Raw genomic sequence first — 26595 nt, forward strand, 5'->3', positions numbered from 1 at the left:
CCAGCCAGTGACCGATTTTAAAAAGATCCTGATCGCGAACCGTGGTGAGATCGCGATCCGCATTATGCGCGCCGCCAATGAGATGGGCAAGAAAACGGTTGCGGTCTACGCCGAGGAGGACAAGCTGGGCCTGCACCGTTTCAAAGCGGACGAGGCCTATCGCATCGGTGAGGGCCTCGGCCCCGTCGCGGCCTATCTCAGCATCGACGAGATGATCCGCGTGGCCAAGGCGGCGGGCGCCGATGCCATCCACCCGGGCTATGGCCTGCTGTCGGAAAATCCGGAATTCGTCGATGCCTGCGAGAAGAACGGCATCACCTTCATCGGCCCGCGGGCCGAGACGATGCGCGCCTTGGGGGACAAAGCCTCTGCCCGCCGCGTCGCGATGGAGGCGGGCGTGCCCGTCATCCCCGCCACCAAAGTGCTGGGCGAAGACATGGACGCGATCCGCGCCGAGGCGGCCGAGGTCGGCTATCCGCTGATGCTCAAGGCCTCTTGGGGCGGCGGCGGGCGCGGGATGCGGCCGATCATGTCCGAAAAGGAACTGGAAGAGAAAGTCCGCGAAGGGCGCCGCGAGGCCGAAGCCGCTTTCGGCAATGGCGAGGGCTATCTGGAAAAGATGATCCTGCGCGCCCGCCATGTCGAAGTGCAGATCCTCGGCGATAAACAGGGCGACATTTACCACCTCTATGAACGCGACTGCTCGGTCCAGCGCCGCAACCAGAAGGTGGTTGAGCGCGCCCCCGCGCCTTACCTGAGCGAAGACCAACGCGCCGAGATCTGCGAATTGGGCCGCAAAATCTGCGCCCATGTGAACTATGAATGCGCGGGCACCGTCGAATTCCTGATGGATATGGAAACCGGGAATTTCTACTTCATCGAGGTGAACCCCCGCGTACAGGTCGAACATACCGTCACCGAAGAAGTCACCGGCATCGACATTGTCCGCGCGCAGATCCTCATCGCCGAGGGCAAACCGCTGGCCGAGGCGACGGGCAAGGCGCGGCAAGAGGACATCACCCTCACCGGTCACGCCCTGCAAACCCGCGTCACCACCGAAGACCCGCAGAACAATTTCATCCCCGACTATGGCCGCATCACCGCCTACCGCTCGGCCACCGGCATGGGCATCCGGCTCGACGGTGGCACTGCTTACGCGGGCGGGGTCATCACGCGCTATTACGACAGCCTGCTGACCAAGGTCACCGCCAAGGCGCCGACGCCCGAGATGGCCATCGCCCGGATGGACCGCGCTCTGCGCGAGTTCCGGGTGCGCGGGGTCAGCACCAACATCGCCTTCGTCGAGAACCTGCTGAAACATCCGACGTTTCTGAGCAATGAATACACCACCAAATTCATCGACGAGACGCCCGAGCTGTTCCAGTTCGAGCAACGCCGCGACCGTGCGACCAAGGTGCTGACCTATATCGCCGACATCACCGTAAACGGCCATCCAGAGACCAAGGGCCACGCCCTGCCCGCCGCCCATGTCCGTGACCCGAGGCCGCCCGCGCTGCGCGGCGAGCCGCAGATGGGCACGCGTAACCTCTTGGAACAAAAGGGCCCCGAGGCGGTGGCCGAGTGGATGGGCCAACAGCGTCAACTGCTCATCACCGACACTACCATGCGCGATGCGCATCAGTCGCTCTTGGCCACGCGGATGCGCAGCCTCGATATGATTAAGGTGGCCCCCGCCTATGCCGCCAATCTGCCGCAGCTCTTCTCGGTCGAATGCTGGGGCGGGGCGACTTTCGATGTGGCCTATCGCTTCTTGCAGGAATGCCCGTGGCAACGCTTGCGCGACCTGCGCGCGGCCCTGCCCAATGTGATGACCCAAATGCTGCTGCGCGCCTCCAACGGGGTGGGCTATACCAATTACCCCGACAACGTGGTGCAGAAATTCGTGGCCACGGCGGCCAATACCGGCGTCGATGTGTTCCGCGTGTTCGACAGTCTCAACTGGGTTGAGAACATGCGCGTGGCGATGGATGCGGTCGTCGAATCCGGCAAGATTTGCGAGGGCACGATCTGCTACACGGGCGACATCTTTGACCCGGACCGCGCGAAATACGACCTTCAGTATTACGTCAACATGGGCAAGGATCTGAAAGCCGCCGGCGCGCACGTGCTGGGGCTAAAAGATATGGCAGGCCTGTTGAAACCCGCTCAGGCCCGCGCGCTGGTCAAAGCGTTGAAATCCGAGGTTGGTTTGCCGATCCATTTCCACACCCATGACACGGCGGGCAGTGCCACGGCCACCATCCTCGCGGCCTCCGAGGCGGGCGTCGATGCGGTCGACTGCGCGATGGATGCGCTTTCGGGCAACACCTCTCAGGCGACGCTCGGCACCGTGGTCTCAGCCTTGCAACACACCGACCGCGACACCGGGATCGACATGAAGGCCGTGCGCGAAATCTCTGATTACTGGGAAGAAGTGCGCGGCCACTATGCCGCCTTCGAGACCGGGATGCAGGCGCCCTCCTCCGAGGTTTACCTCCATGAAATGCCCGGCGGCCAGTTCACCAACCTCAAGGCGCAGGCCGCCTCCATGGGGCTAGAAGACCGCTGGCCCGAGGTGGCGCGCACCTATGCGGACGTGAACCAGATGTTCGGCGACATCGTGAAGGTCACGCCCTCGTCCAAAGTCGTGGGCGACATGGCGCTGATGATGGTGTCCCAAGGGCTGACCCGCGCGCAGGTCGAAGACCCGAATGTCGATGTCTCCTTCCCCGACAGCGTGATCGACATGATGCGCGGCAACCTCGGCCAGCCGCCGAATGGCTTCCCAGCGGGCATCGTCAAGAAGGTGCTGAAAGGCGAGACGCCGAACACCGAACGCCCCGGCAAACATCTGGAACCCGTCGATCTTGAGGCCGTTCGCAAGGAGCTTTCCGAGCAGTTGGACGGCATGCAGATCGACGACGAAGACCTTTGCGGCTACCTGATGTATCCCAAGGTTTTCCTCGACTACATGGGCCGCCACCGCATCTATGGCCCGGTGCGCACCCTGCCCACTCATACCTTCTTCTACGGCATGGAACCGGGGGCGGAGATCTCGGCCGAGATCGACCCCGGCAAAACCTTGGAAATCCGTCTTCAGGCCGAATCCGAGGCCGGAGAGGATGGCGAGGTGAAGGTCTTCTTTGAACTCAACGGCCAGCCGCGGGTGATCCGCGTGGCGAACCGGCTGGTCAAGGATGCCACGGTGCAGCGCCCCAAGGCCGAGGCGGGCAATCCCGATCACATCGGCGCGCCGATGCCGGGGGTCGTGGCCTCCGTCGGGGTGAAGGCGGGGCAGCAGGTCAAGGCGGGCGACCTGATCTTGACCATCGAGGCGATGAAGATGGAGACGGGCCTCCACGCGGAACGCGATGCGGTGGTAAAGGCCGTGCATGTGCAAGCCGGTGGCCAGATCGATGCGAAGGACCTGCTTGTCGAGTTCGAGTAAATCACCCCCGGGCGCGGCCCCTTGCCGTGCCCCCACAAGGAGCGAGCCGATGCATCTCTCTGCGATAACCCTGATCGTCCCCGACTATGACGCCGGCATCGCCTTTCACTGCGGCGTCATGGGGTTCGAACTGACCGAGGACGTCGACCAAGGCCGCAAACGCTGGGTCCGGGTCACCCCGCCCGGCGCCGAGACGGGGTTCGTTCTGGCCCGCGCGGACGGAGAGGCGCAGCGCGCCGCCATCGGCAATCAGGGTGCGGGCCGTGTTTGGCTGTTCTTGAAGGTCGAGGATTTCGCGGCGGAATTCGACCGTCTGACCGCTGCGGGCGTGACCTTCGAAGAAGAACCGCGTCATGAGCCCTATGGCAAAGTGGCCGTTTTTCGCGACCCTTTCGGAAACCGCTGGGATTTGCTGGGCGATTGACCCCTCCCGCGGCTCCGCGCCGCATTGCCATTGCCCGGCCCATCGCTATTTTGGCTTTTGACTGAGCCTAAGCGATCCCATGCCCTACGAATGGACCACCCCGCCCCGCGCCACTCCGCAGCAGATGCGCCTTTGGCCGCATCAATCCCTGCCCGCGCGCGGTTTTGCGGCCTTTATGCTGGCCACTTTTACGCTGGCTATGATTCCGCTTTTCGCCATGCTCGGCACCGCCCTGCTCTGGGGGCTGCTGCCCTTCGTGCTTCTGGCCTTGGGGGCGGTCTATTGGGCCTTGCAACACAATCACCGCGCCCGCCAGATCGAAGAGGTGCTGACCCTCGACGACACCACGGCGCGGCTGGTGCACACCACCGCCAAGGGCGAGGTCAAGGATTGGGACTGTAACCGCTACTGGACCCAAGTGAAGAAATACGACGATGACGGCCCCGTGCCGCATTACGTCACCCTACGCGGCGAGGGCCGCGAGGTTGAGATCGGCGCCTTTCTCAGCGAAGAAGAGCGCATCGCGCTTTACGACGATCTGGCACGGCATCTGCGGAACTGAAAAGGGCCAGACCTTGCGGCCCAGCCCTCTGCCTAAAGCTCAAGCGCGGCTCAGCTCAGGCGGTCTTTGATAACCGGGCCCACCGCGCCGAAATCCATCTGACCGGTATAACGCTCTTTCAACAGCCCCATGACCTTGCCCATATCGCGGATCGAAGTCGCGCCGACATCGGCCACGGCCTTATCCACGGCGGCGGCGGTTTCGGTGACGCTGAGCTGCCTTGGCAGGAATTCTTCGATCACCTCGACCTCTTCGCGCTCGCGCTCCGCAAGGTCCAGCCGCCCGCCCTCTTCATAGGCGCGCGCCGATTCCTGACGCTGTTTGGCCATCTTGCTGAGGATGCCCAGCACTTCGGCATCCGACACGCCCTCATCCTTGCCGTTGGCCCGGGCGGCGATGTCCTTGTCCTTGATCGCGGCATTGATCAGCCGCAGCGTCGAAAGCCGGTCCGCCGCCTTGTCTTTCATGGCCTGTTTCAAAGCATCCGAGATGCGCATCCGCAATGACATGGTGGTTTCCTGTGTTTCGCTAAATCCAAGGGTCGCAGCTTAGCGGCTCTCTTCGCGCGGAGCAATGGGGGGCGACCACAGGTAAACCCCTGTTCTGAAACGATATCTCATTTCTCTCCGCCTATTGACCCCGCGCCCGCGCGGGATTAGGTTGCCACCCGTTTACCCGCCCCTTTCTGCCCGGAGACTGCCCCATGTCCGCGCCCGCTCGCCCACGCCCAACCGCCTGCCTTGCCCTTGCGGATGGATCGATTTTCTACGGCATGGGGTTTGGCGCGACCGGCCAGACCGTGGCGGAGTTGTGCTTCAACACCGCGATGACCGGCTACCAAGAGATCATGACCGACCCGTCCTATGCGGGCCAGATCGTGACCTTCACCTTCCCGCATATCGGCAATGTGGGCACCAACCCCGAAGATGATGAGACCGGCGATCCGGTCGCCGCGGGCATGGTCGTCAAATGGATGCCCACCACGCCCAGCAGCTGGCGCAACATTCAGCCGCTGTCGGGTTGGCTGGCGTCGCGCGGGCGCATCGCCATCGGCGGTGTCGACACCCGCCGCCTGACCCGCGCAATCCGCCAGCAAGGTGCGCCGCACGCCGCCCTCGCCCACGACCCGGATGGTAACTTCGACATCGAAGCGCTGGTCGCCGCCGCGCGCGATTTTGCCGGGCTCGAAGGGATGGATCTGGCCAAGGACGTGACCTGCGCCCAGACCTATCGCTGGAATGAGATGCGGTGGGCATGGCCCGATGGCTACGCGCCCCAGACCGAAGCGAAGCACAAGGTCGTCGCCGTGGACTATGGCGCGAAACGCAACATCCTGCGCTGCCTCGCCTCTGCCGGCTGCGATGTCACCGTTCTGCCCGCCACCGCGACCTATGACGACATCATGGCCCATGAGCCCGATGGCGTCTTCCTCTCCAACGGTCCGGGCGATCCAGCGGCGACGGGCGCCTATGCCGTGCCGATGATTCGCGAGGTTCTGGACAAAACCGATCTGCCGGTCTTTGGCATTTGCCTTGGGCACCAGATGCTTGCGCTGGCGCTTGGCGCGACCACGGTCAAGATGAGCCACGGCCACCACGGCGCCAACCATCCGGTCAAGGAGTACGACACCGGCAAGGTCGAGATCACCTCGATGAACCACGGTTTCGCGGTCGACGGGCAATCCCTGCCCGAGGGCGTGCGCGAGACGCATGTCTCGCTCTTTGACGGGTCGAACTGTGGTATCCGCGTCGATGGCCGCCCGATTTGGTCGGTCCAGCACCACCCCGAAGCCAGCCCCGGCCCGCAGGACAGCTACTACCTGTTCGAACGCTTCAGCGAAGCGATGGCCGAGCGCAGCGCGTAAAATTTTCTACATGCAGTGATTGCACAGGCGACTTTTAACTCTCGATTAACGGTCGCCTGCCAGTCTCATTCCGGAACCTCGACGGGGCACGGAATGAGCAACCTTCGCCTGAAACTCTCAGCGCCGCGGATGGCCACCGCGCCCGCCCGCCGAATGCGGTTGGGCGAGCATTTGATCGCCGCAGGGGTCATTGGCCCGCGCGATCTGCTGCACGGGCTTGACCTACAGCGCCGCATCGATGCCCCTCTTGGCGAAGTTCTGGCCACCGAAGGGTTGGTCGCCCCCGATGACATCGTCAAAGCGCTTGCCCGGCAATATGGCGCCCAACCTGTCGACCTGTTCCGCAGCCCCTGCGATCAACGCCTTGCGCCCCGGATACCCGCGCGCCTCTGTCTGCAATTCGGTGCCGTGCCATGGCTGGAATTGGGGGACCGGCTTTTCGTGGCCAGCGGTTGCCCCGCGGATTTTCCTCACCTTTGCAACGCCTTGGGGGAGCGTGGGAAAACCTTGGTGTTGGTCGTCGCCGACCCCCGGCAGGTGCAGACCCAGATCGGCAGGCTCTATGCCGCGGAACTCGCGGAACATGCCGTCACCCGCGTCGCGGATGCGGAAAGCTGTCGGAACTGGGGGGTGCGCAGCTGGAAAAGGCGGGTTGCGTTGCGGGGTATTTTGCTGTCGCTCTTTGCGCTACTGGTGCTTTTCCCCTCCGCCGTTCTTACCCTCGCTCTGCTCTGCGGCGCGCTCACTCTGCTGCTGACCAGCGGGCTCAAGGCCGCGGCCATTTGGGCCTCTCTCACCCGGCCCAAGCCCCCTCGGTCGTCGCCAAATGCCGCAGAGATTAAGGGATTTCGCCTGCCCCGTGTCTCGGTCCTCGTGCCCTTGCTGCATGAGGAAGAGATCGCGCAGGCGCTGATCGCGCGGCTTTCACGGCTCACCTACCCCAAATCGCTGCTGGAGGTGGTTCTGGTCCTCGAAGCGAGTGACAAGCTCACCCGTGAGACCATCGCCCGCACCCCCTTGCCACCTTGGATCAGCGTGATCGAAGTGCCCGATGCCGGCGCGCTCAAAACCAAACCCCGCGCCCTAAACTACGCGCTCGATTTCTGCCGCGGTAGCATCATCGGCGTTTGGGATGCCGAGGATGCGCCGGAGCCGGACCAGATCGAACAAATTGTGACCCGCTTTCACAACGCGCCCGAAAATACCGCTTGTTTGCAAGGGGTTCTAGATTTCTACAACAGCCGCGGCAATTGGATGGCCCGCTGTTTTGCGATCGAGTATGCGACTTGGTGGCGGGTGATCCTACCGGGCGTGGCCCGGCTGGGGCTGGTCGTCCCGCTGGGCGGCACCACGCTGTTTTTCCGGCGCGACATCCTCGAACGGCTCGGCGCTTGGGACGCCCATAACGTGACCGAGGATGCCGATCTGGGCCTCCGGCTGGCGCGGCGCGGCTATGTGACCGAACTGATGCGCACCACCACTTTTGAAGAGGCCAATTGCCGTCCTTGGCCTTGGGTGCGGCAACGATCCCGTTGGCTGAAGGGATATCTCATCACTTGGGCGGTCCATATGCAAAGACCGCGCGCCCTGCTGAAAGACCTCGGCCCCCTGCGGTTCATCGGCGTGCAGGCGATCTTTCTCGCCACGGTCTCGCAATTCGCCCTCGCGCCACTTCTCTGGTCGCTGTGGCTGAGTTTTTTCGGGCTGTATCACCCGGCCACGGACTGGCTTGCGCCACCCGCCCTGACGGCGATCTTCGCGCTGTTCATTATGTCGGAATTGCTGAGCTTCTGCGCCGCCACCATCGCGGTCTCAAACCGGGGCCAACGGCATCTGCTGCCTTGGGTCATCACCTGCCCACTCTACTTCGCATTGGGCGCCTTGGCCGCTGCCAAAGCGCTGCTTGAGCTCTATCGCAGCCCACATTTCTGGGACAAAACCGCCCATGGGCACACCCTGCCGCGCTATGTAAAACCCCGCAAAAGGCTCAAAAATCATCCTCGCGCCGGGCCGCTTCCTGCTTCAAACGCGTCATGAAGGCGACAGAGATATGCGTGCGCAGCGCCTCATCCGCGCCATCCTCATCGCGGGCTTCGATCATCTCCACGATGCGGTTATGTTCGGCCTGCGCAATCTCCCCCCGCCCCTCCACCGCGAGGGATGAAGTCGCCATCAAGGCCATAGAGCGGTGCACGAGGTCGAGCTGCTGCACCAAATAGCGGTTGTGCGACGCCAGATGGATCTGCTTGTGAAACCGTTTGTTCGCCCGTGCCAGCGCGTTGGGATTGCCCGCCAGCGCGTTGTCGGCATCCACCATCTCACGCAGCACGCGCACCTCCTCGGCGGTGGCATGGCGCGCCGCCAGACGCGCGGCCAGCCCCTCCAGCTCGCCCCGGACGACGTAAAGCTCGGCCATCTGGTTGTGATCCAGCGAGGCCACGATCAGGCTGCGCCCATCGCGCATGAGCAGAGACTGCGTCTCAAGCCGTTGTAATGCCTCACGGATCGGCGTTCGCGAGACGCCGAAACGCTCGGCCAATTCGCTCTCCACCAAGCGGTCACCGGGGCGATAGGTGCCAATGTCGATGGCCTCCAAAATCATCGAATAGGCGTCGGTCGGGCCGGTCTTGGGGTCGGGCATCAGCTATCAGTCCTTGAAAGTTGCGCCACATTACTCACCGCGACCATTTGCGCAACCCGGCAGGGCTTGCGCGGCTGCCCGTCTCGGCCTACCTCTGCGCCATGCCGCGCGATGCTTTTTCTCATGTCACCACTTGGGTCTTCGACCTTGACCAGACGCTCTACCCGCCCGAGGCGCGGCTTTTCGACCTGATCGAAGCCCGTATGGTCGATTGGGTGATGCGCGCGATCAAGGTCGACCGCGCCGAGGCCAACCACCTGCGCCAGCATTATTGGCAGACCTATGGCACCACGCTGGCCGGCTTGATGCGCGAACACGGCGTCGACCCCGGCCCCTACCTGACCGAGGTGCATGACATCCCGATGGATCGGCTCACCCCCGACCCGCTGCTCGCTCAGGCCATTCGCGTGTTGCCGGGGCGGCGGATCGTCTACACCAATGGCTGCGCGCCCTACGCCGAACGGGTACTTGAGGCCCGCGGCCTTTCGGGGCTTTTCGACGCGGTCTATGGTGTCGAACACGCTGATTTCCTGCCCAAACCCGAAGCCGCCGCCTATGACAAGGTCTTTGGCATAGACGGGTTCCAGACCGCATCCGCCGCCATGTTCGAGGATGATCCACGCAACCTCGCCGCGCCCCACGCTTTGGGTATGCGCACGGTGCATGTGGCCCCGGAACGTGGCGAAGGCGATCACATCCACTACCATACGCAAGATCTTTGCGAATTCTTAACACGGGTGGCGGGCTGATGACCTTCGATTGCGATATCCTGATTTCCGGCGGCGGCATCGCCGGGCTGACCGCGGCGGCGGCCTTTGGCGCGGCGGGCTTCGATGTGATCTGCGTCGACCCCACCCCGCCCGTCACCGATGGCGCCGCCAAGGGAGCCGACATGCGCTCCACCGCGCTGCTGCAACCGGCGCGGCGCCTGCTGGAGGACGCGGGTCTTTGGGACCGTCTTGCCCCTTATGCCGCCGCCCTGCAAATCATGCGGATCGTCGATGCGGGCGGCGAAGACCCGACGCCGCGGGTCACGCGCGAGTTCGACGCCGCCGATATCTCTGACGCACCCTTCGGCTGGAACTTTCCCAATTGGCTGCTGCGGCGCGAAATTCTGACCCGGCTGAACGAGCTGCCCAACGTCGATTTCCGCCCCGGCACTGGCACCACCACGCTTTTCACCCGCCAAAGCGAAGCGCGTGTCGGGCTGAGCGATGGCAGCCGGATCAGAACCCGGCTGGTGATCGCCGCCGACGGGCGCAACAGCCCGATGCGCGAGGCCGCCGGGATCGAAGTCACCACCCGCCGCTACGGGCAGAAGGCGCTGGCCTTCTGCGTGACCCACCCGATCCCGCATGAGAATGTCTCGACCGAGGTACACCGTTCGGGCGGGCCCTTCACCCTCGTACCCCTGCCGGATCGCGACGGGATGCCCTGTTCCGCCGTGGTCTGGATGGACGATGGGCCCGCAACCCAAGCCCGCGCCACGCTCGATCCCGCCGCCTTTGAGGCCGAGGCGACCGCCCGGTCGGCCAATCTCTTCGGCCCGCTCACCCTCGCCAGCCCCCGTGCCCTCTGGCCCATCATCAGCCAAGAGGCCAAACGTCTTTCTGCCGAACGGCTGGCTCTCGTGGCGGAAGCCGCCCATGTGCTGCCCCCCATCGGGGCACAGGGGTTGAACATGTCGCTGACCGATATGGCGACTCTGCTGGAGCTCGCCCGCGCCGCACCAGAACGCCTCGGCGATGCCGAGATGCTGGAGGCCTATCACAAGGCCCGCCACGCCGATATCGCGCTCAGGGTCCGGGGCATCGACCTGTTAAACCGCGCCAGCCAAGCCAGCAGCCCGCTTGCCCGGGACGCGCGCGCAGCGGGGCTTAACGCGCTTTACGCCCTGCCCCCGGTGCGCAAGATGTTGATGCAAATGGGGCTGGGTCTGCGCCGCTGACCGCGGCGCAGAGGGTCTTACAGAACCTCGTCCAACACCGCCGTCAGCCGCGCCACGGTCGCGTCGACATCATAGAGCTTGTCCAATCCGAACAGCCCCAGACGGAAGGTGCGGAAATCATCTGGCTCCCCCACCTGCAACGGCACCCCGGCGGCGATCTGCATGCCATGGGCGGCGAAAGCCTTGCCGTTTTGCACATCGGGATCGGCGGTATAGCACACAACCACCCCCGGCGCGGCGAACCCCTCTGCGGCGACCGATGTCACGCCGCGGTCGGCCAAGGCCTGACGCACCGCTTCGCCCAAACGCCACTGCGCCTCTTTCAGCCGGTCGAACCCATAGTCCCGCGTCTCTTTCACCGTATCGCGGAACACGCGCAGCGCGTCCGTCGGCATGGTAGCGTGATAGGCATGACCGCCCGCCTCATAGGCCTTCATGATGTCGCGCCATTTGCGCAGATCGATGGCAAAACTGTCCGACGTGGTCTCATTCAGCCGCGCCTCGGCCCGCGCCGACAACATCACCAAACCGGCCGAGGGCGAGGCGCTCCACCCCTTCTGCGGGGCCGAGATCAGCACATCGACCCCAAGCGCCTTCATATCCACCCAGACACAGCCCGAGGCGATGCAATCCAACACCATCAGCGCGCCCACCTCATGGGCCGCTGCGGCCATCGCCGTAATATAGTCATCCGGCAGGATCATGCCCGAGCTTGTCTCCACATGCGGGGCGAACACCACCTGCGGCTTCTGCGTGCGGATCGCGGCGGTGACCTCGTCGATCGGGGCGGGCGCAAAGGGCGCGGGGCTGGCATTGCCCTGCATCCGCGCCTTCATCACCTCGGCACTATTGGTCAGATCGGCACTCTCGATGATCTGGCTCCAGCGGTAAGAGAACCAGCCGTTGCGCACCACCAGCACATCCTGCCCCCGCGCGAACTGCCGCGCCACGGCCTCCATCGCATAGGTGCCGCCACCGGGCACCAGCGCCACGGCATCGGCGTTATACACCTCACCCAGCCAGTTCGAGAGGTCGCCCATGACCTGCTGAAACTCCGCCGACATGTGGTTGAGCGATCGGTCGGTAAAGACCACGCTGAATTCGTCAAGCCCCGAAGGGTCTACCGTGTCGAGCAATGCCATTGTTCTTCCTCCATCATTCGAAGCAAAGGCATATGGCCCGCCACGGCAAAAGGCAAATGCGGCTAAAGCGGCCCCGGCAGGCGCTCTTCGCTCAACAGCACATTCGCCTCCACCTCCCCCGCGCCGGGCAGGGTCATGATCCGCCGCCTGAGCACACGCTCGAAATCCGGTAGGTCTCGCGCCACGACCCGCAGACGATAGTCGAACAGCCCCAAAACATGTTCCACTGTCTGCACCTCGGGAATGGCCGAAACCGCCCGCTCGAAATCCTCCAAACTGACCCGCCCGCGCGTGGCCAGCTTGATGCCCAAAAACACCGTGACGCCAAAACCCAAAGCCTCGGCATTCAAGCGCAACCGCCGCCCGGCAATCGCGCCGCCCTCCTCCAGCCGTTTGATCCGCCGCCATGTCGCAGGCTGCGACAGGCCCAAACGGCGCCCCAAGGCACTGGCACTTTGATTGGCGTCCCGCGCCAGCGCCCGCAGCAAGGCACGGTCAATGTCATCAAGCTCGATCACAGCGGCAGCCCCTCCTGCGTCTTGATCCGCGCGACATGCATCAGCGCCTCAATCTCAGCGATATGCGGCAGGGTCAGGATGCGACTGCGATAAATCTGCTGATAATGCCCCATGTCCCGCGCAATGATCGACAGCCGCAGATCGACCCGCCCCAAAAAGGTCTGCAACTCGATCACCTCAGGCACCTGCCGCGCCTCGGCCATGAAAACATCAAAAGCATTCGCCTGCGTCTTGTCCAAGGTCACCCGCAAGGACACCTCCAAAGCATAGCCAAGCGCCGCCCAATCAATCACCACCCCGCTGCCCTGCACGATCCCCTGATCTTGGAGCCGCGCAATCCGCCGCGCCGCTTTGCCGGAGGTGATATTGCACCGCTCCGCCAACTCCCCGGGACTGAGACTCGGCTCCGCCTGCCAATAGCGCAGAATACGGCGATCCAGATCATCAAGCATGATTTTTCCGTTTTATATAGATACCACGAATAACCATCTTCATCCTTTCACAAATACCTCTGCGATGACAATGGCTACTGCGCGCGACTTCGCTATGGTGAGACCCAGAACGAGACAAACCAAAGGACAAGATCATGCGCGTTTACTACGACCGCGACTGCGACGTGAACCTCATCAAGGACAAGAAGGTGGCGATCCTCGGCTACGGCTCCCAAGGCCACGCTCACGCGCTGAACCTGCGCGATTCGGGTGCCAAGAACCTCGTCGTCGCCCTGCGCGAAGGTTCCGCTTCCGCCGCCAAGGCCGAGGGCGAAGGCCTCAAGGTCATGGGCATCGCCGAGGCCGCGGCCTGGGCCGACCTGATCATGTTCACCATGCCCGATGAACTTCAGGCCGAAACTTACAAGAAATACGTGCATGACAACATCCGCGAAGGTGCCGCCATTGCCTTTGCCCACGGTCTGAACGTCCACTTCGGCCTGATCGAGCCGAAAGAAGGCGTCGACGTGATCATGATGGCCCCCAAAGGCCCTGGCCACACCGTGCGCGGCGAATACACCAAAGGCGGCGGCGTGCCCTGCCTCGTGGCCGTGGACAAAGACGCCTCCGGCAAAGCGCTGGAAATCGGCCTCTCCTATTGCTCCGCCATCGGCGGCGGCCGCTCCGGCATCATCGAGACCAACTTCCGCGAGGAATGCGAGACCGACCTCTTCGGCGAGCAGGCCGTGCTCTGCGGTGGTCTGGTCGAACTGATCCGCATGGGCTTTGAGACACTGGTCGAGGCGGGCTACGCCCCCGAGATGGCCTATTTCGAATGTCTGCACGAGGTGAAACTGATCGTGGACCTGATCTACGAAGGCGGCATCGCCAACATGAACTACTCGATCTCGAACACTGCGGAATACGGCGAATATGTCTCCGGCCCGCGCATCCTGCCTTACGATGAAACCAAGAAGCGCATGAAAGACGTGCTGACGGACATCCAGAACGGTAAATTCGTGCGTGACTTCATGCAGGAAAACGCTGTTGGCCAGCCGTCCTTCAAGGCGACCCGTCGCATCAACGACGAGCACCGCATCGAACAGGTCGGCGCCAAGCTGCGTGAGATGATGCCGTGGATTTCCGCAGGCAAGATGGTGGACAAGGCCAAGAACTGAGCCAAATCTCCCCCAAAGATAAGACGACATCGACCCCGGCCTCGCGCCGGGGTCTTTGCCTTTACGCCGGAGCCCCGATGAACACCACGCCTCAAATCACGCTGACAAGCTGGCTGCTGATCGCCCTTTTGGGGTTTGTTTGGGGGGGCACCTTTCTTTTTACCGAAGTGGCGCTCACCGGGATCACGCCCTTCTGGCTCGCCGCCTCGCGGATCGGGTTGGCGGCGGTGGTGATGCTGGCGCTCTGGGCCCTGCGGGGGTTCGCGCTCTTCACCGCGCGCCCCTCGGCCTCCGACATCCTCGTGCTGGTGACCATCGGCATCATCAGCTCGGCCCTGCCCTTTTCGCTGCTCGCTTGGGGGCAGCAATATGTGACCTCGGGCTTCGCCGGTGTGACCATGGCTTCCGTGGCACTGATCGTCCTACCCATGGCCCATTTCCTGCTGCCGGGGGAGCGCATGACCCCGCGCAAGGTCGGCGGCTTTGTCATCGGCTTCGTCGGCGTCGTCGTGTTGATCGGCGGGCAAGCTTTTGAGAGCACCGGCGCTGCGATGGAAACGGCGGGGCGGATGGCCTGCGTCGCAGCGGCCTCTTGCTATGCGGTCAGCTCGATCCTCATGCGGCGGCTGCCTTCGGTGGATCCGATTGGGCTGGGGACGGTGTTGATGCTGATCGGTGCCGTAGTCATGCTGCCCGCCGCCTTCCTCAGCGAGGGCCCGCCGCCCCTGCCCGCGCCCAAGATACTGGCCGTGCTGGCCTTTCTCGGTCTGATCCCCACCGCCGGCGCGGCGTTTCTGCGGGTCTATGTGGTGCGCACCGCAGGGCCGGTCTTCATGTCACTGGTGAACTACCAAGTGCCGGTGTGGTCGGTCCTGCTGGGCGCGCTGGTGCTGTCAGAGCCGCTGCCAATGTCGTTGCTTTACGCGATGGCGCTGATCCTTGCGGGGGTCGGGCTCAGCCAATACGGCGCGCTGAAACGGTTGTTCCAGCGCGGGTAGAACAGCTTAGCTGCCCACCGCCGTATTCACCGCCTCGACCACGCTATCGACCGCACGCTCCATCAGTGCCGCGTCCTCATGTTCGGCCATGACGCGCACCAAGGGTTCCGTGCCCGATTTGCGGATCAACAGCCGCCCACCCTGCGCCAGATCGGCCTCTGCCTGCGCGATGGCGGCTTTGACCTGCGCGTCTTCCAGCGGGGTCTGCCCGGCGGAGAAGCGCACGTTTTCCAGCAGCTGCGGCACCGGGTCGAATTGGTAAAGCAACTCCGAGGCGGGCTTGCCCGAGCGGACCATCTCGGCCAGAAACTGCATCCCAGCCATCAACCCGTCGCCCGTGGTCGCATAGTCGGTCATCACGATATGGCCCGACTGCTCCCCCCCGAGGTTGAAGCCCCCTTCGCGCATCCGCTCCACCACATAGCGGTCGCCGACGCCGGTCCGCTCCAGCCGCACACCACGGTCGTTCAGGAAACGCTCCAGCCCCAGATTGCTCATCACCGTGGCGACGAGCGCCTTGCCCGCAAGACGCTCCTCGTCGGCCCAACGCGCGGCCATCAGCGCCATGAACTGATCGCCGTCGCCAATGCGGCCATTCTGATCGATCAGGATCACCCGGTCAGCGTCGCCATCAAGGCAGATGCCCACATCGGCGCCATTGGCCACCACGGCCTCCGCCGCCGATTGCGGCTGGGTGGAACCGCAGCCATCGTTGATGTTGAACCCGTTCGGGTCCACGCCCACGGGGATCACATTCGCCCCCAACTCCCACAGCGCCATCGGCGCCACATGGTAGGCCGCGCCATGGGCGCAGTCGATCACCACCTTCAACCCGTCAAGGCGCATCTGCCGCGGGAAAGAGGATTTCACCCGTTCGATATAGCGAAAGCGGCTGTCGTCGATCCGCTTGGCCCGGCCAATCTGATCCGGCGCCGATGGCTCGACCCCCTCGGCGACCAGCGCTTCGATTTCCTGCTCGACCTGATCGGAGAGTTTGAACCCATCCGGGCCGAAGAACTTGATGCCATTGTCGCTGGCCGGGTTGTGGCTGGCCGAGATCATCACCCCCAGATCGGCCCGCATGGAGCGCGTCAAAAGCCCCACCGCCGGTGTCGGCACCGGCCCCAGCAGCAACACGTTCATGCCGGTGCTGGTAAGGCCCGCGGTCAGCGCGTTTTCAAACATATAGCCCGACAGCCGCGTGTCCTTGCCGATGACCACACGGTGCACGCCGCTCTTCTCACGCCGGAAATAGCGCCCGACGGCGGCACCGATGCGCAGCGCCATGTCGGCGGTCATGGGGTGAATATTGGCGGTGCCCCGCACGCCGTCTGTACCAAAAAGCTTTGTCATATCTATTTTCCTGCCAGTACCGACCGATAAAGTAAAATGGATTGAATGGTTTGCGCCACATCGTGGACACGCAAGACTTGGACCCCGTGGTTCAGTGCCGCCAGGGCCACCGCGATAGAGCCGGGCGCGCGATCTTCCCCCGCCGCGCCGCCGCCGATCGTGCCGATGAAACGTTTACGCGACGCACCGAGCAAGATCGGCGCCCCGAGGCTGTGGAACAGGCTCAGCCGCGCGAGCAGCGCAAGGTTGTGCTCCAGCGTCTTGCCAAAGCCGATGCCCGGATCGGCGATGATGTTTGCGCGCGGGATGCCCTGCGCCTCAAGCGCCGCGATCCGCTCGGCCAGATAGTCATAGACATCGAGCAGCACGTCCTCATAGCGCGGGTCGCGCTGCATCGTGGCCGGGTCGCCTTGGGCGTGCATCACACAGACCGGCAGCCCCCGCGCCGCGCAGAAGGGCGCAAGCGCCGGGTCGAAGGTCAGCCCTGCCACGTCATTGACCAGAACCGCCCCCGCCGCCACGGCGGCTTTGGCCACAGCGGCTTTGCGGGTGTCGATGCTGATCGCCCCTTCCCCGGCGGCCCGCAGCCCTTCGATCACCGGCCGGACACGCGCAATTTCTTCCTCCTCCGGCACCGTCTCCGCGCCCGGGCGGGTGGACTCCCCGCCGATGTCGAGCATATCGACCCCCGCCGCCCGCATCGCCGCCCCCGCCGCGACCGCGACCTGCGGATCGGCATGGCGGCCCCCGTCTGAGAAACTGTCAGGCGTGGCGTTGAGGATGCCCATCACGCGGGGGCGGTCGAAACTTAACCCCGCGATGGCCGGGCGCGGCGCGGTGAGGGCATCGCGCGCGGCGGAGGGGAGCGCATCTGCCGGGATCACGCGCGGCCTCTGCCCCCGCGACAAGAGCTCAACATGGGTGAACCAGCCCCAACCGCTCGCGAGGGTTAGCGCGCCTTCGGGCCGTGCGGGGCCGATCTGAACCAAGGGGCGATGGTACTCGGTCATCACAGGATCTCCGCGCAGTCGACATCAAGCAGGCGTAGCGGCAGTTTCGCGCCCTCGGGCCGCTCCGCGCCGATCAAGACCAATTCGCAGGCCGATGAACTTTTGGCGAACCATGCGGCCAAGGCGGGTGCCGCGCTTGGCGGGGCGGTGGGGCCGTCCACTGCGTCGAGCACGATCCGCGCAGGCGCCCAGATGCTGATCTGGCCGTTTTTCATCGCCCAATCCAACTCCGTCCGGCTGCCGACCACCGCGCCCCGCGGATCGCGGGTTGAAAGCATCCAAGCGTTCTGTTCGATCGCCAAGAGGTCAATGTGGCGCTGCGCTTTCTCATCCTCGGCCTGTGGCACGGCAATGTCCGAGGGGCCAACGCAGAGGATCACCGGCTCCGACGCCGCTTCCAATTGATCCAGCCATCCCGGCAAACGCGTCGAGGAAATCGCCGCATTGGAGAGGTATACCACGCGCGGCTGCGGGGCCTCTTGGGCCGCATCATGCGCTGCCGCCTCCTCCCGCGCGCGCACGATTTCGACCCCAAGTGCACCGGGGCCCCGGTCAAGCTTTTCGATCCGCACGAAGACCCGCATCGCCTGCGGCTCAATCAAGATACGGTCGGCGACCCGTTCGGCCAGCGTTTCCAAAAGGTTGAGCCGTTCGGCGGCAAGCTCGGCGGCGATGGCTTCGGTCACGCGGTCGTAGGATAGGATACGGTCGACATCGTCGTCCACCACACCCGTCAGGGGGGCCACCTCGACCACCACGTTGAAACAGACCCGCTGGGTCACGTCCCGCTCGGCCTGAAAGGCACCGATCTCAACCTCGACGATGTGATCGCGGAGCGAGATACGATCACGCGGCTCGGGGCCGGCCATCGTCTCTGCCCGCTCGGAAGGGTGGGCAAAGGCAAGTCGAATTTCGTCGTCGGACATCGGCAGCGCCTATCGGATCAGGGTAATGGCCCCACCGGGGGCGCTTCGATGCACATTTAGCAGGCCCACCGGCGGCAGGCCAGCACCCGAAGGCACATCCCGCCCCTCAGTTCGAGGCAGTCTTCCATGTGTGGCGATAGAAGAGGTGCTGCCCGATCCGCGCGGTCTTGGTATAGACCCGCGCCCAATTGGGGTTCACGGCAGTGGTGTGATAGTGGGTCGCGCCATTGGTCAGCTTCGGCGCGCTGCCGTCGATGATCGCACGCGCGACTTTCGAGACACGGGCAAAAGCGCGCGGTTCATTGATGACCTCTTTGTGGCCGTCGCAGGTGTAGGTGAACTGGCACTGATACTTGCGCCCGGTCCCTTGGTTGATCACGCCGCAAAGCGTGCCGGGGAAACGGGCGGATTTCACGCGGTTCATGATCACTTCGGCCACGGCGAACTGGCCTTTGACCGTCTCGCCCCGCGCCTCGAAATAGAGCGCTTCGGCAAGGCACTGCAACTCGGCGTTGCCTTCGGCCTTGGGCTGGCTGTCGATCCAAGCCGTGGAGAATTTCACATCTGTCTCGCTGGCCGACACGGGCTGTGCGACCATCTCCTGAAGCCGCGCCGCACCGGCGGACTTCAGACCTTGAATTTCAATCTGCGCAAGATCGCTCGCACTTTCAGAGCTGGCCTGAACCGCCAGCGGGCTGCTGCACAGCGCCATGGAAAGAGCAAAAGAGATCGACCGGATAAAACGCATTATGCGCCTCGCATCATTGTTAGGGCTGCGGGGCGGATAGCCAAAAGGTTCCCGGCGGTAAACCCAACCAGACGTTATGTGCAGAAACTCGCCGAATTATGGTATAAGTTGGGCCGGAGCCCGCCGCCCCTACCCGATCTTGTGGGCAATGGCGAGTTGGGCGGCAGCCAAACGTGCAACTGGTACGCGAAATGGCGAACAGGAAACATAATCGAACCCCGATTCGCGGCAAAAGGCGATGGATTCGGGGTTACCGCCATGCTCCCCACAGATGGAAAGGGTGATTCCGGGCTGCGCCTTGCGCCCTCTTTCCGCCCCGAGTTGCAGCAATTCGCCGACCCCATCGGTGTCGAGCACATGGAAGGGATCCTCGGGATAGACCCCCTGTTGGACATAGTTCGACATGAACCGCCCCGCATCGTCGCGCGAGAGGCCATAGGTCATCTGCGTCAGGTCGTTGGTCCCGAAACTGAGGAAGGCGCAATGCGGCGCGATATCATCGGCGCGCAGACAGGCGCGCGGGGTCTCCACCATGACGCCAAGGCGGTAGGTAAAGCTCGCGTCACGCTCGCTGCGCACAGCGGCGGCCACGGCATCAACGCTGGCTTTCACCAGTTCCACCTCGCGCCGGGCGCTGACCAGCGGGATCATGATCTCGGGCACCACCGGCTCGCCATCGCGGCTGGCCTCAATAGTGGCCTCGAAAATGGCGCGTGCCTGCATCTCATAGATCTCGGGCACCGTGACCCCCAAACGCACGCCGCGCAGGCCCAGCATCGGGTTATACTCCGTCATCGCCGCCACGCGGCGCGTCACGTCGGACATTTGCAGGCCAAGCGCCTCGGCCAATTCGCGCTGCCCGGCTTTGTCGGAGGGCAGGAATTCGTGCAACGGCGGGTCGAACAGACGAATGCAGACCGGCTGGCCCTGCATGATACGGAAAAGCTGGGTAAAATCCTCGCGCTGCATGGGCAGCAGGCGTTCCAGCACCGCGCGGCGGTCCTCCCCGCTTTCGGCAAAGATCATCTCGCGCATCACGGTCAGGCGACCGGGCTCGAAAAACATATGCTCGGTCCGGCACAGCCCGATGCCATGGGCGTTGAAGTTGCGCGCGGTTTGCGCGTCGGTCGGCGTGTCGGCATTGGCGCGAATGCCGATATCGGCCACATCCTCGGCCCAGCCCATCAGGCGGTTGAAGGTATCGTCAAGCGCGGCCTCCTGCATCTTGGCCGCCCCCGCCAGCACCTGCCCGGTGGAGCCATCGACGGTAACTTGATCGCCTTCGACAAAGACCCGCCCGTCGGGGGCGATGATCTGCCGTTGGGTCACCACAAAGCGCATGTTCGAGGCACCAACCACGCAAGGCAGCCCCATGCCGCGCCCGATCACCGCCGCATGGCTGGTGATGCCGCCGCGTTCAGTCAGCACGGCGGCGGCGGCATGCATGCCGCGAATATCCTCGGGCGACGTCTCTCGCCGGACGAGGATGCAAGGCTCGCCGCGTGCGGCGCTGGCCTGCGCGTCACTGGCGGAAAAGACGATCCGCCCGGTCGCCGCGCCGGGGCTGGCGGCGATGCCGCGCCCGATCACGTCACGCTTGGCGCTTGGGTCGACTTGGCGGTGGAGCAGTTCCGACAGCGTGCGCGGCTGCACCCGCATGAGTGCTTCCTCGCGGCTGATGATCCCCTCATCGGCCAGCGCCACGGCGATGCGCACCGCCGCACGGGAGGACCGCGCGACCTTCACACCGTCCAAGATATGCAGCTTGCCCTGATCGATCACAAACTCGACCTGCATCTCGGCCCGCAGCCTCTTGCGCATCAGCGCCGCGTGATCCTTCAACTCGGCAAAGGCTTCGGGCACCAATTCTTCGAGCGATGGCCCGCGCGGATCGCGGGTGAGATACATCGCCGCCGCATCGCCTTCGAGCGCATCGCGGCCTTGGCTCTGGCTCAGATAGCGCCCGGTGATCTGCGGCAGGCCGGTGTCGCTGTCGACCAGTTGCAACACGCCCGAGCCGCATTGCCCCTGCCCCACGCCAAAGGCCATCTCTTGCACCACCAGCCCCAGCCCCGCATCCGCAGGCGCGCCCTTGGCCTGCCGCAGCAGCCGCGCCGAGGTGCCGTTCCACGCCCGCGCCATGGAGCGCAGCACCGCCGCCAGTTGCGTTGCCGGGTCTTGGGGGAAACGCTCTTCGGTCTCGGCCTCATAGGCGCGCAGGGATTCCATCAGCGCCGCGCGGCCATCGCCGTTCACATCGTCGAACATATCCGGGTCGAGACGGGCCACATTGACCGCATAGGACTGCACGAAACGCGAATAAAGCGCCGCCGCTGGCCCTTCGCCAATGGTGCCTGCGTAGCTTTCAAAGAGCGCGTCATTGATCCCGATGTTCAGCACCGCCCCCGGCCCGCCCCAATCGGGGTCTTGGCTGGAGGGCCGCACGCAAAGCAGCGCGCCCTTCGGGAACTGATCGACCACCGCCTGCACGTCGGGCATCTGGCCCCGCGCGATCTGCTGCACCGCGTCGAAGGACAGCGCGATGGTCCGCGGCACCGGCAGGTCGAGCCGCACGAGACGTTGCAAACATTTGGCCCGCCCGCCGTGGGTGGTATTGGCAATCGGCGCGGTGGGGGTCACCAGCGTGGTATGGGGGTCGTTCTGCACTGCGGCACCTTAATCGTTCCGGTGCAGCATAGGGGTTGAGGCAGAAGGGGCAAGGGATCTCGCCCCCTCTGGGGTCAGCCGTCCAGTTTGGTCAAGTCCGCCACGGCGCTACAGATCGTGCGGATGCGGCTCAGCAGATTAAGCCGGTTGCGCCGCACCGTGGGGTTCTCGGCGTTGACCTGTACCGCCTCAAAGAAGGCATCGATCGGCCCGCGCAATTCCGCCATGGCCGCCATCGCGGTCGAGAAATCCTGCGCCGCCATTGCCGGGGTGATCTTGGCCTCGGCCTTGTCGAGTGCGGCGAAGAGGTCTTTTTCGGCCTCCGTCTCGGCAAACTTCGGATCGGCGCCAAAGGAGTATTCCACGCCGTCGGCCTCTTCGGCTTGGCTGAGGATGTTGTTGGCGCGTTTGAAGCCTTGGATCAGGTTTTCGCCATCGTCGGTTTTGAGCGTTTCCGACAGGGCACGGGCGCGTTTGACCAGCAGGGTGAGATCGTCGCTGCCGTCCATGGCGATGCAGGCGTCGATGACGTCGTGGCGGATGCCTTGGTCGCGCAGGTAGACTTTCAGGCGGTCGTGGATGAAGCCCAGAATGTCGGCGGTATCGGCCCGGCCCGCGTCACGGTCGCCGACGATCTCGGCGCTTTGGCCCAGCACGTCGTTCAGCGACAGCGACACATCATTCTCCACCAAAATCCGGATCACACCCAAAGCCGCACGGCGCAGCGCGAAGGGGTCCTTGCTTCCGGTCGGTTTCTCATCAATCGCCCAGAAGCCGGTGAGCTTGTCGATCTTCTCGGCCATTGCCACGGCGATGGAAACCGGCGCGGTCGGCACGTCATCGGATGGCCCGAGCGGCGCGTAATGGTCTTTGGCCGCATCGGCCACGGCATCCGACATCCCCGCCTTGCGTGCGTAATAGCTGCCCATCAGGCCCTGCAACTCGGGGAATTCATAGACCATCTCGGAGCTGAGGTCGGCCTTAGCGACGCGGGCAGCCTTTTCGGCCTCGTCGGCGTCAGCACCGACCAGCGGCGCCAACTCGCGCGAGAGGGTGGCCATGCGGTCGATCAACTCGGCCTGCGTGCCGAGTTTGTTGTGAAAGGTCACGTTTTCCAGCGCCTTGACCCAAGTCTCCATGCCCGCGCCGGTGGTCACGGTGCGCAGGTCGTTGTCCCAGAAGAACTTGGCATCCGAGAGCCGCGCGCCCAGCACCTTTTCGTTCCCGGCGAGGATCGTGGCACCTTCGTCGGCGGTGGTGCGGTTGGCGACGGTGACGAACCGCTCGATCTGCCCCGACTTCGGATTGCGGACCGAGAAGAACTTCTGATGCTCTTTCATCGAGGTTTGCAGAACCTCGGGCGGCAGGCCGAGGAAATCCTCGCCGATGCGGCCCATCAGCACGACGGGGTATTCGACCAGCCCGGCAACCTCAGCCAGAAGACCCGCGTCTTCGACCACTTCCAACCCGGCGGCAAAGGCGAGATTGGTGGCGTCATGCCAGATCGTATCAGCCCGCGCGGCGGGGTCGAGCACGACAAAGGCGCGGCTGAGCTTGTCCTGATAATCCTCGAAACCCGATACCTCGATCTCGTCGGGGGCGAGGAAACGGTGCCCGCGCGTGGTGTTCCTGGCGGTGATCCCGTCGATGGTCAGCGGCACCACCTCGGCCCCGGCCTCGTCGCTGATGACGCAGAGGATGGAATGGAGCGGGCGGACCCATTTCAGGCTACCACTGCCCCACCGCATGGACTTGGGCCAAGGGAAGTTGCGGATGGTCTGCTCCAGCACCTCGGCCACGATCTCGGCGGCGGGGCGGCCCGGCTTCTCGATCTTGGCAAAAAGCACTTTGCCCTTGGGGGTCTCGCGTTCCTCAAGCTGGTCGCGCGTCAGACCTGCGCCGCGCAAAAAGCCTTCGATGGCTTTCTCGGGCGCGTCGGCTTTGGGGCCCTTGCGCTCTTCCACCTGTCGGGGGCTGGCGGCAAGCATGTCGCCAAGCGCCAGCGTCAACCGGCGCGGGGTGGTGAAAACGGCCGCGGAGCCATAGGTCAGACCGGCCTCGACCAGACCGTTGGTCACCAGCTTTTGCAGGTCTTCGCCCGCGCGTTTCTGCATCCGCGCGGGAATTTCTTCGGAAAAAAGTTCAATCAGCAGATCTGGCACGGGCGGCCCCCAATTCTTGCCGCGACGGCGGCGTCTCATCGGGGGCTTGGATAACGAGTGCTAGGCGGAGGGTCTAGCCCCCCGCCCCGCGTTTAATCCAACAAGGTGCGGATATCCGGGTCGGAGAATTTCGGCACCACGCGGTAGCCCGCCTCGACGAAGTTATAGACCGCGAAACCGATCAGCCCCAGCCCGGCCCCGCCCAGAAGGAAGCGCCCGAAGGCCATGCCGCGCAGGTCTTGCAGCGCCTCGCCCAGACCGCCCGCCTGTTCGGGATTGGCCGTAAGCGCCGCATAGCCAAGCGAAAAGGCGACGAGCGCCAGAATGCCGCCATAGATGACAAGGCCGATTTTCACGACGGGGTCGATGCTTTCGGTGAAATGGGTGCGCGCCAGATGGCCCTTATACTTACCACTCAGCCCTTTGTAGGCGTAGTAAATCCCCGCGCCCAGCAGGATCAGCGCCCCCGCGGCCACGATATAGCGCCCGGCGGGCATGGCCATCAGCTTTTGCGTCCAGTCCTGCGCGGAACTGCCGCCGGAGTTCTTGCCACTCAGCGCCAGAGCGAGAACCGAGACGCCGATGCCGCCGTGGATCAGCCCGGTCGTGATCTGCCCCAGCCGCGCGATCAGCCCCTTGGCGTCGGTGCCGTGGTCTTCGACATCCCTCACGCCCGCAGCCACACGCCAGACCAGATAGGCAAGCAGCCCGATGCCGATGGCAAATAGCGCGGGGATGCCATAGGGCTCATCCCGCAGCGCCGCGAGGGCGTCTTTCGTACCCGAGGCTTGGGTGCGTTTCAGAGCGGCCAAAAGCGCCAGCCCCCCGATGATCGCATAGATCACCCCGCGCGCGCCATAGCCCGCGCGCATCACCCATTTCAGCCCCTCATGTGTTTTCTCTGACATTTTCGCCCCCGTTCTATGTGGGGACAAGCGTTCGGCAGCGTCAAAAGGTTCCGCCGAAAGGGTCCGCGCGCGGGGATAAGATCAGTCGGCGGGGCGTTCCGGGCAGGCCTCGCCCACCACGGTGCCGTCATAGGACTTCTCACCGCAGTCGTTCAGCTCATGCCAGATATAGCCGCGCCCGTCGTCGGTCAGCGCCACGATCCGGTCGACGCCGTAGTGCACATTTTTGCCGCCGAGGAAGGTCAGCGCGCTGCCCGCCTCGATCTCGGCCCCGATGGCGGGGGCGTCGAAACAATCGAACCAGCCCGGCGCGTTGCGCGGATCGGTATGGTCGGTCATCTCATAGGTCTCGGTCGCCATGGCGAGGCTGATGTCATGCTCGAAACAGGCGCGAAACCGGATCGGGGAACTGTCGGCGTCGATGGCCTGTAGGTTGTTCGCCGCGATCTCCTCCGGCTCCTCCGTCGTCAGAGAGACGAGTTCGACCTTGGCCTCGGGCACATCGTGGTAAAAGCCGTAGATCTGAAGGTAATAGAGCGCCGCACCGGCGATCGCTGCTGAAAGAAGGATCACGATGCCAACAATCTTGCCGCTCATGCCGCGCTGTCCGCCTCGGGCGTCCAGCCACCCGCACGGGTCTGCACGAAGGCGTCCGCGCATTGCTTGGCCAGCGCCCGCACCCGCCCAATATAGGCCTGCCGCTCGGTGACCGAGATCACGCCGCGCGCGTCGAGCAGGTTGAAGATATGGCTCGCCTTGATGCATTGGTCATAGGCTGGATGCGCCATGACGATGCGCTTGCCGGTCTTGGGGTCTTCGGCGGGCTGTTCGAGGATGAATTTGCAATGCGCCTCAGCCTCATTGAACTGATCGAGCAGCACCTCGGTATTGGCCGTGTCGAAGTTCCAGCGCGCGAATTCCTCTTCGGTCTGTTTGAACACGTCGCCGTAGGTCAGCGGGATCGGCGCGTCGGGGCTGTTGAAGGGCATGTCCATGACGTGGTCGACGCCCAGCACATACATCGCCAGACGTTCCAGCCCGTAGGTCAGCTCGCCCGAGACGGGGTGGCAGTCATGCCCGCCGACCTGCTGGAAATAGGTGAACTGCGACACTTCCATGCCGTCGCACCAGACTTCCCAGCCCAGACCCCAAGCGCCGAGCGTCGGGCTTTCCCAATCGTCTTCGACAAAGCGGATGTCATGCAGCGCCATGTCGATGCCGATGGCTTCGAGCGAGCCGAGGTACAGGTCTTGCAGATTGGGGGGGCTGGGTTTGATCAGCACTTGATACTGGTAGTAATGCTGCAAACGGTTCGGGTTCTCACCATAGCGCCCATCCGTGGGGCGGCGCGAGGGCTGAACATAGGCCGCAGCCCAAGGCTGCGTGCCAAGGCTGCGCAGCGTGGTGGCCGGGTGAAAGGTGCCCGCGCCCACTTCCATGTCGTAGGGTTGCAGCACCGCGCAGCCCTGCCGCGCCCAATAGCTCTGCAAAGCAAGGATGATCTCTTGGAAAGAGCGTGGTTTCTGCGCTGCGTCAGACATGGTGATTGCCCCTTAATGATGCGCGCCTTTCCTACGTCTGCAAACCATGGGGGTCAATCACAGCTTTATCAGAATTTCGCCCCCTTTTGCATGGCATTCGCGCCGCTTTCCGGCGTAATCTGGCTC

At 64.1% G+C, this 26595-nt stretch carries 23 protein-coding genes; 9 read left to right on the forward strand and 14 right to left on the reverse strand.

Features of this window, described 5'->3' with window-relative positions; all coding sequences use genetic code 11:
• Positions 1-7 precede the first annotated feature (7 nt).
• From ACGYLI_RS00885 to ACGYLI_RS00895, 3 genes are all read left to right on the forward strand, one after another.
• Entirely contained in the window at positions 8-3448 is a 3441-nt protein-coding gene (locus ACGYLI_RS00885; RefSeq protein WP_394416399.1) for a pyruvate carboxylase, read from the forward strand.
• A gap of 49 nt (positions 3449-3497) precedes the next feature.
• Complete coding sequence (locus ACGYLI_RS00890; protein WP_394416401.1) at positions 3498-3872, forward strand: VOC family protein; 375 nt, start codon at positions 3498-3500, stop codon at positions 3870-3872.
• A 79-nt stretch (positions 3873-3951) separates the two neighbouring features.
• The gene (locus ACGYLI_RS00895) at positions 3952-4434 is read left to right on the forward strand and encodes a DUF2244 domain-containing protein (protein WP_168611976.1); all 483 of its coding nucleotides are present in this window, start codon (positions 3952-3954) and stop codon (positions 4432-4434) included.
• A 50-nt stretch (positions 4435-4484) separates the two neighbouring features.
• Here the strand turns inward: ACGYLI_RS00895 and ACGYLI_RS00900 are convergent, their stop codons facing one another.
• Complete coding sequence (locus ACGYLI_RS00900; RefSeq protein WP_067262660.1) at positions 4485-4943, reverse strand: GatB/YqeY domain-containing protein; 459 nt, start codon at positions 4941-4943, stop codon at positions 4485-4487.
• A 194-nt stretch (positions 4944-5137) separates the two neighbouring features.
• On the opposite strand from ACGYLI_RS00900, the gene carA reads away from it, so the two are divergent.
• Both carA and ACGYLI_RS00910 read left to right on the forward strand, forming a co-directional pair.
• Complete coding sequence (gene carA, locus ACGYLI_RS00905) at positions 5138-6298, forward strand: glutamine-hydrolyzing carbamoyl-phosphate synthase small subunit (RefSeq protein ID WP_394416403.1); 1161 nt, start codon at positions 5138-5140, stop codon at positions 6296-6298.
• Positions 6299-6391: 93 nt separating this feature from the next.
• Complete coding sequence (locus ACGYLI_RS00910) at positions 6392-8335, forward strand: glycosyltransferase (RefSeq protein WP_394416405.1); 1944 nt, start codon at positions 6392-6394, stop codon at positions 8333-8335.
• Here ACGYLI_RS00910 and ACGYLI_RS00915 read toward each other — a convergent pair.
• Positions 8286-8939, reverse strand: a complete 654-nt coding sequence (locus tag ACGYLI_RS00915) for a GntR family transcriptional regulator (RefSeq protein ID WP_209217897.1) — start codon at positions 8937-8939, stop codon at positions 8286-8288. The two genes, ACGYLI_RS00910 and ACGYLI_RS00915, sit on opposite strands and share 50 nt — an antisense overlap.
• 101 nt (positions 8940-9040) lie before the next feature.
• Here ACGYLI_RS00915 and ACGYLI_RS00920 point away from each other — a divergent pair, with 101 nt between their 5' ends.
• Positions 9041-9688, forward strand: coding sequence for a pyrimidine 5'-nucleotidase (locus ACGYLI_RS00920; RefSeq protein WP_209218181.1), 648 nt, complete (start codon positions 9041-9043; stop codon positions 9686-9688).
• Positions 9688-10887 (forward strand): UbiH/UbiF family hydroxylase, encoded by a 1200-nt coding sequence (locus ACGYLI_RS00925; RefSeq protein ID WP_394416407.1) that lies wholly within the window; start codon positions 9688-9690, stop codon positions 10885-10887. Before ACGYLI_RS00920 ends, ACGYLI_RS00925 begins: the two co-directional genes overlap by 1 nt.
• Positions 10888-10904: 17 nt before the next feature.
• Here the strand turns inward: ACGYLI_RS00925 and ACGYLI_RS00930 are convergent, their stop codons facing one another.
• The 3 genes from ACGYLI_RS00930 to ACGYLI_RS00940 all read right to left on the reverse strand — a co-directional run bounded on the left by ACGYLI_RS00930 (position 10905) and on the right by ACGYLI_RS00940 (position 12999).
• Positions 10905-12029, reverse strand: coding sequence for an aminotransferase class V-fold PLP-dependent enzyme (locus ACGYLI_RS00930; RefSeq protein ID WP_394416409.1), 1125 nt, complete (start codon positions 12027-12029; stop codon positions 10905-10907).
• 62 nt (positions 12030-12091) lie between these two features.
• Positions 12092-12547 carry an Lrp/AsnC family transcriptional regulator gene (locus ACGYLI_RS00935; RefSeq protein WP_067262685.1) on the reverse strand — a complete coding sequence of 152 codons (456 nt, stop codon included), beginning with the start codon at positions 12545-12547 and terminating at the stop codon, positions 12092-12094.
• Positions 12544-12999 (reverse strand): Lrp/AsnC family transcriptional regulator, encoded by a 456-nt coding sequence (locus ACGYLI_RS00940; RefSeq protein WP_168611969.1) that lies wholly within the window; start codon positions 12997-12999, stop codon positions 12544-12546. The genes ACGYLI_RS00935 and ACGYLI_RS00940 overlap by 4 nt, the downstream gene beginning before the upstream one ends.
• Positions 13000-13133: 134 nt before the next feature.
• Here ACGYLI_RS00940 and ilvC point away from each other — a divergent pair, with 134 nt between their 5' ends.
• Positions 13134-14156 (forward strand): ketol-acid reductoisomerase, encoded by a 1023-nt coding sequence (ilvC, locus tag ACGYLI_RS00945; RefSeq protein WP_067622701.1) that lies wholly within the window; start codon positions 13134-13136, stop codon positions 14154-14156.
• A 77-nt stretch (positions 14157-14233) separates the two neighbouring features.
• On the forward strand, positions 14234-15154 hold the full coding sequence (locus ACGYLI_RS00950) for a DMT family transporter (RefSeq protein WP_394416410.1): 921 nt from the start codon (positions 14234-14236) through the stop codon (positions 15152-15154).
• 6 nt (positions 15155-15160) lie between these two features.
• Here ACGYLI_RS00950 and glmM read toward each other — a convergent pair whose 3' ends face one another.
• From glmM to ACGYLI_RS00995, 9 genes are all read right to left on the reverse strand, one after another.
• The gene (gene glmM / locus ACGYLI_RS00955; protein ID WP_394416412.1) at positions 15161-16507 is read right to left on the reverse strand and encodes a phosphoglucosamine mutase; all 1347 of its coding nucleotides are present in this window, start codon (positions 16505-16507) and stop codon (positions 15161-15163) included.
• Positions 16508-16509: 2 nt separating this feature from the next.
• Entirely contained in the window at positions 16510-17517 is a 1008-nt protein-coding gene (gene folP, locus ACGYLI_RS00960) for a dihydropteroate synthase (RefSeq protein ID WP_394416414.1), read from the reverse strand.
• Positions 17517-18443 (reverse strand): dihydroneopterin aldolase, encoded by a 927-nt coding sequence (locus ACGYLI_RS00965; protein ID WP_394416416.1) that lies wholly within the window; start codon positions 18441-18443, stop codon positions 17517-17519. The genes folP and ACGYLI_RS00965 overlap by 1 nt, the downstream gene beginning before the upstream one ends.
• A gap of 106 nt (positions 18444-18549) precedes the next feature.
• Complete coding sequence (locus tag ACGYLI_RS00970) at positions 18550-19191, reverse strand: cell wall hydrolase (protein WP_067262593.1); 642 nt, start codon at positions 19189-19191, stop codon at positions 18550-18552.
• A 129-nt stretch (positions 19192-19320) separates the two neighbouring features.
• Positions 19321-21858 (reverse strand): pyruvate, phosphate dikinase, encoded by a 2538-nt coding sequence (gene ppdK / locus ACGYLI_RS00975; protein ID WP_209217889.1) that lies wholly within the window; start codon positions 21856-21858, stop codon positions 19321-19323.
• Between the two features lie 74 nt (positions 21859-21932).
• Positions 21933-24020, reverse strand: a complete 2088-nt coding sequence (gene glyS / locus ACGYLI_RS00980; protein WP_394416419.1) for a glycine--tRNA ligase subunit beta — start codon at positions 24018-24020, stop codon at positions 21933-21935.
• 92 nt (positions 24021-24112) lie between these two features.
• Positions 24113-24928, reverse strand: coding sequence for a DUF1206 domain-containing protein (locus ACGYLI_RS00985; protein ID WP_394416421.1), 816 nt, complete (start codon positions 24926-24928; stop codon positions 24113-24115).
• A gap of 81 nt (positions 24929-25009) precedes the next feature.
• Entirely contained in the window at positions 25010-25525 is a 516-nt protein-coding gene (locus ACGYLI_RS00990; protein ID WP_394416423.1) for a DUF6446 family protein, read from the reverse strand.
• Positions 25522-26469, reverse strand: coding sequence for a glycine--tRNA ligase subunit alpha (locus ACGYLI_RS00995; RefSeq protein WP_271687775.1), 948 nt, complete (start codon positions 26467-26469; stop codon positions 25522-25524). The genes ACGYLI_RS00990 and ACGYLI_RS00995 overlap by 4 nt, the downstream gene beginning before the upstream one ends.
• Positions 26470-26595 lie beyond the last annotated feature (126 nt).

Origin of the sequence: Sulfitobacter sp. 1A13421 (assembly GCF_043557285.1) — a bacterium.
GTDB classification, from domain to species: Bacteria; Pseudomonadota; Alphaproteobacteria; order Rhodobacterales; family Rhodobacteraceae; genus Sulfitobacter; species Sulfitobacter faviae.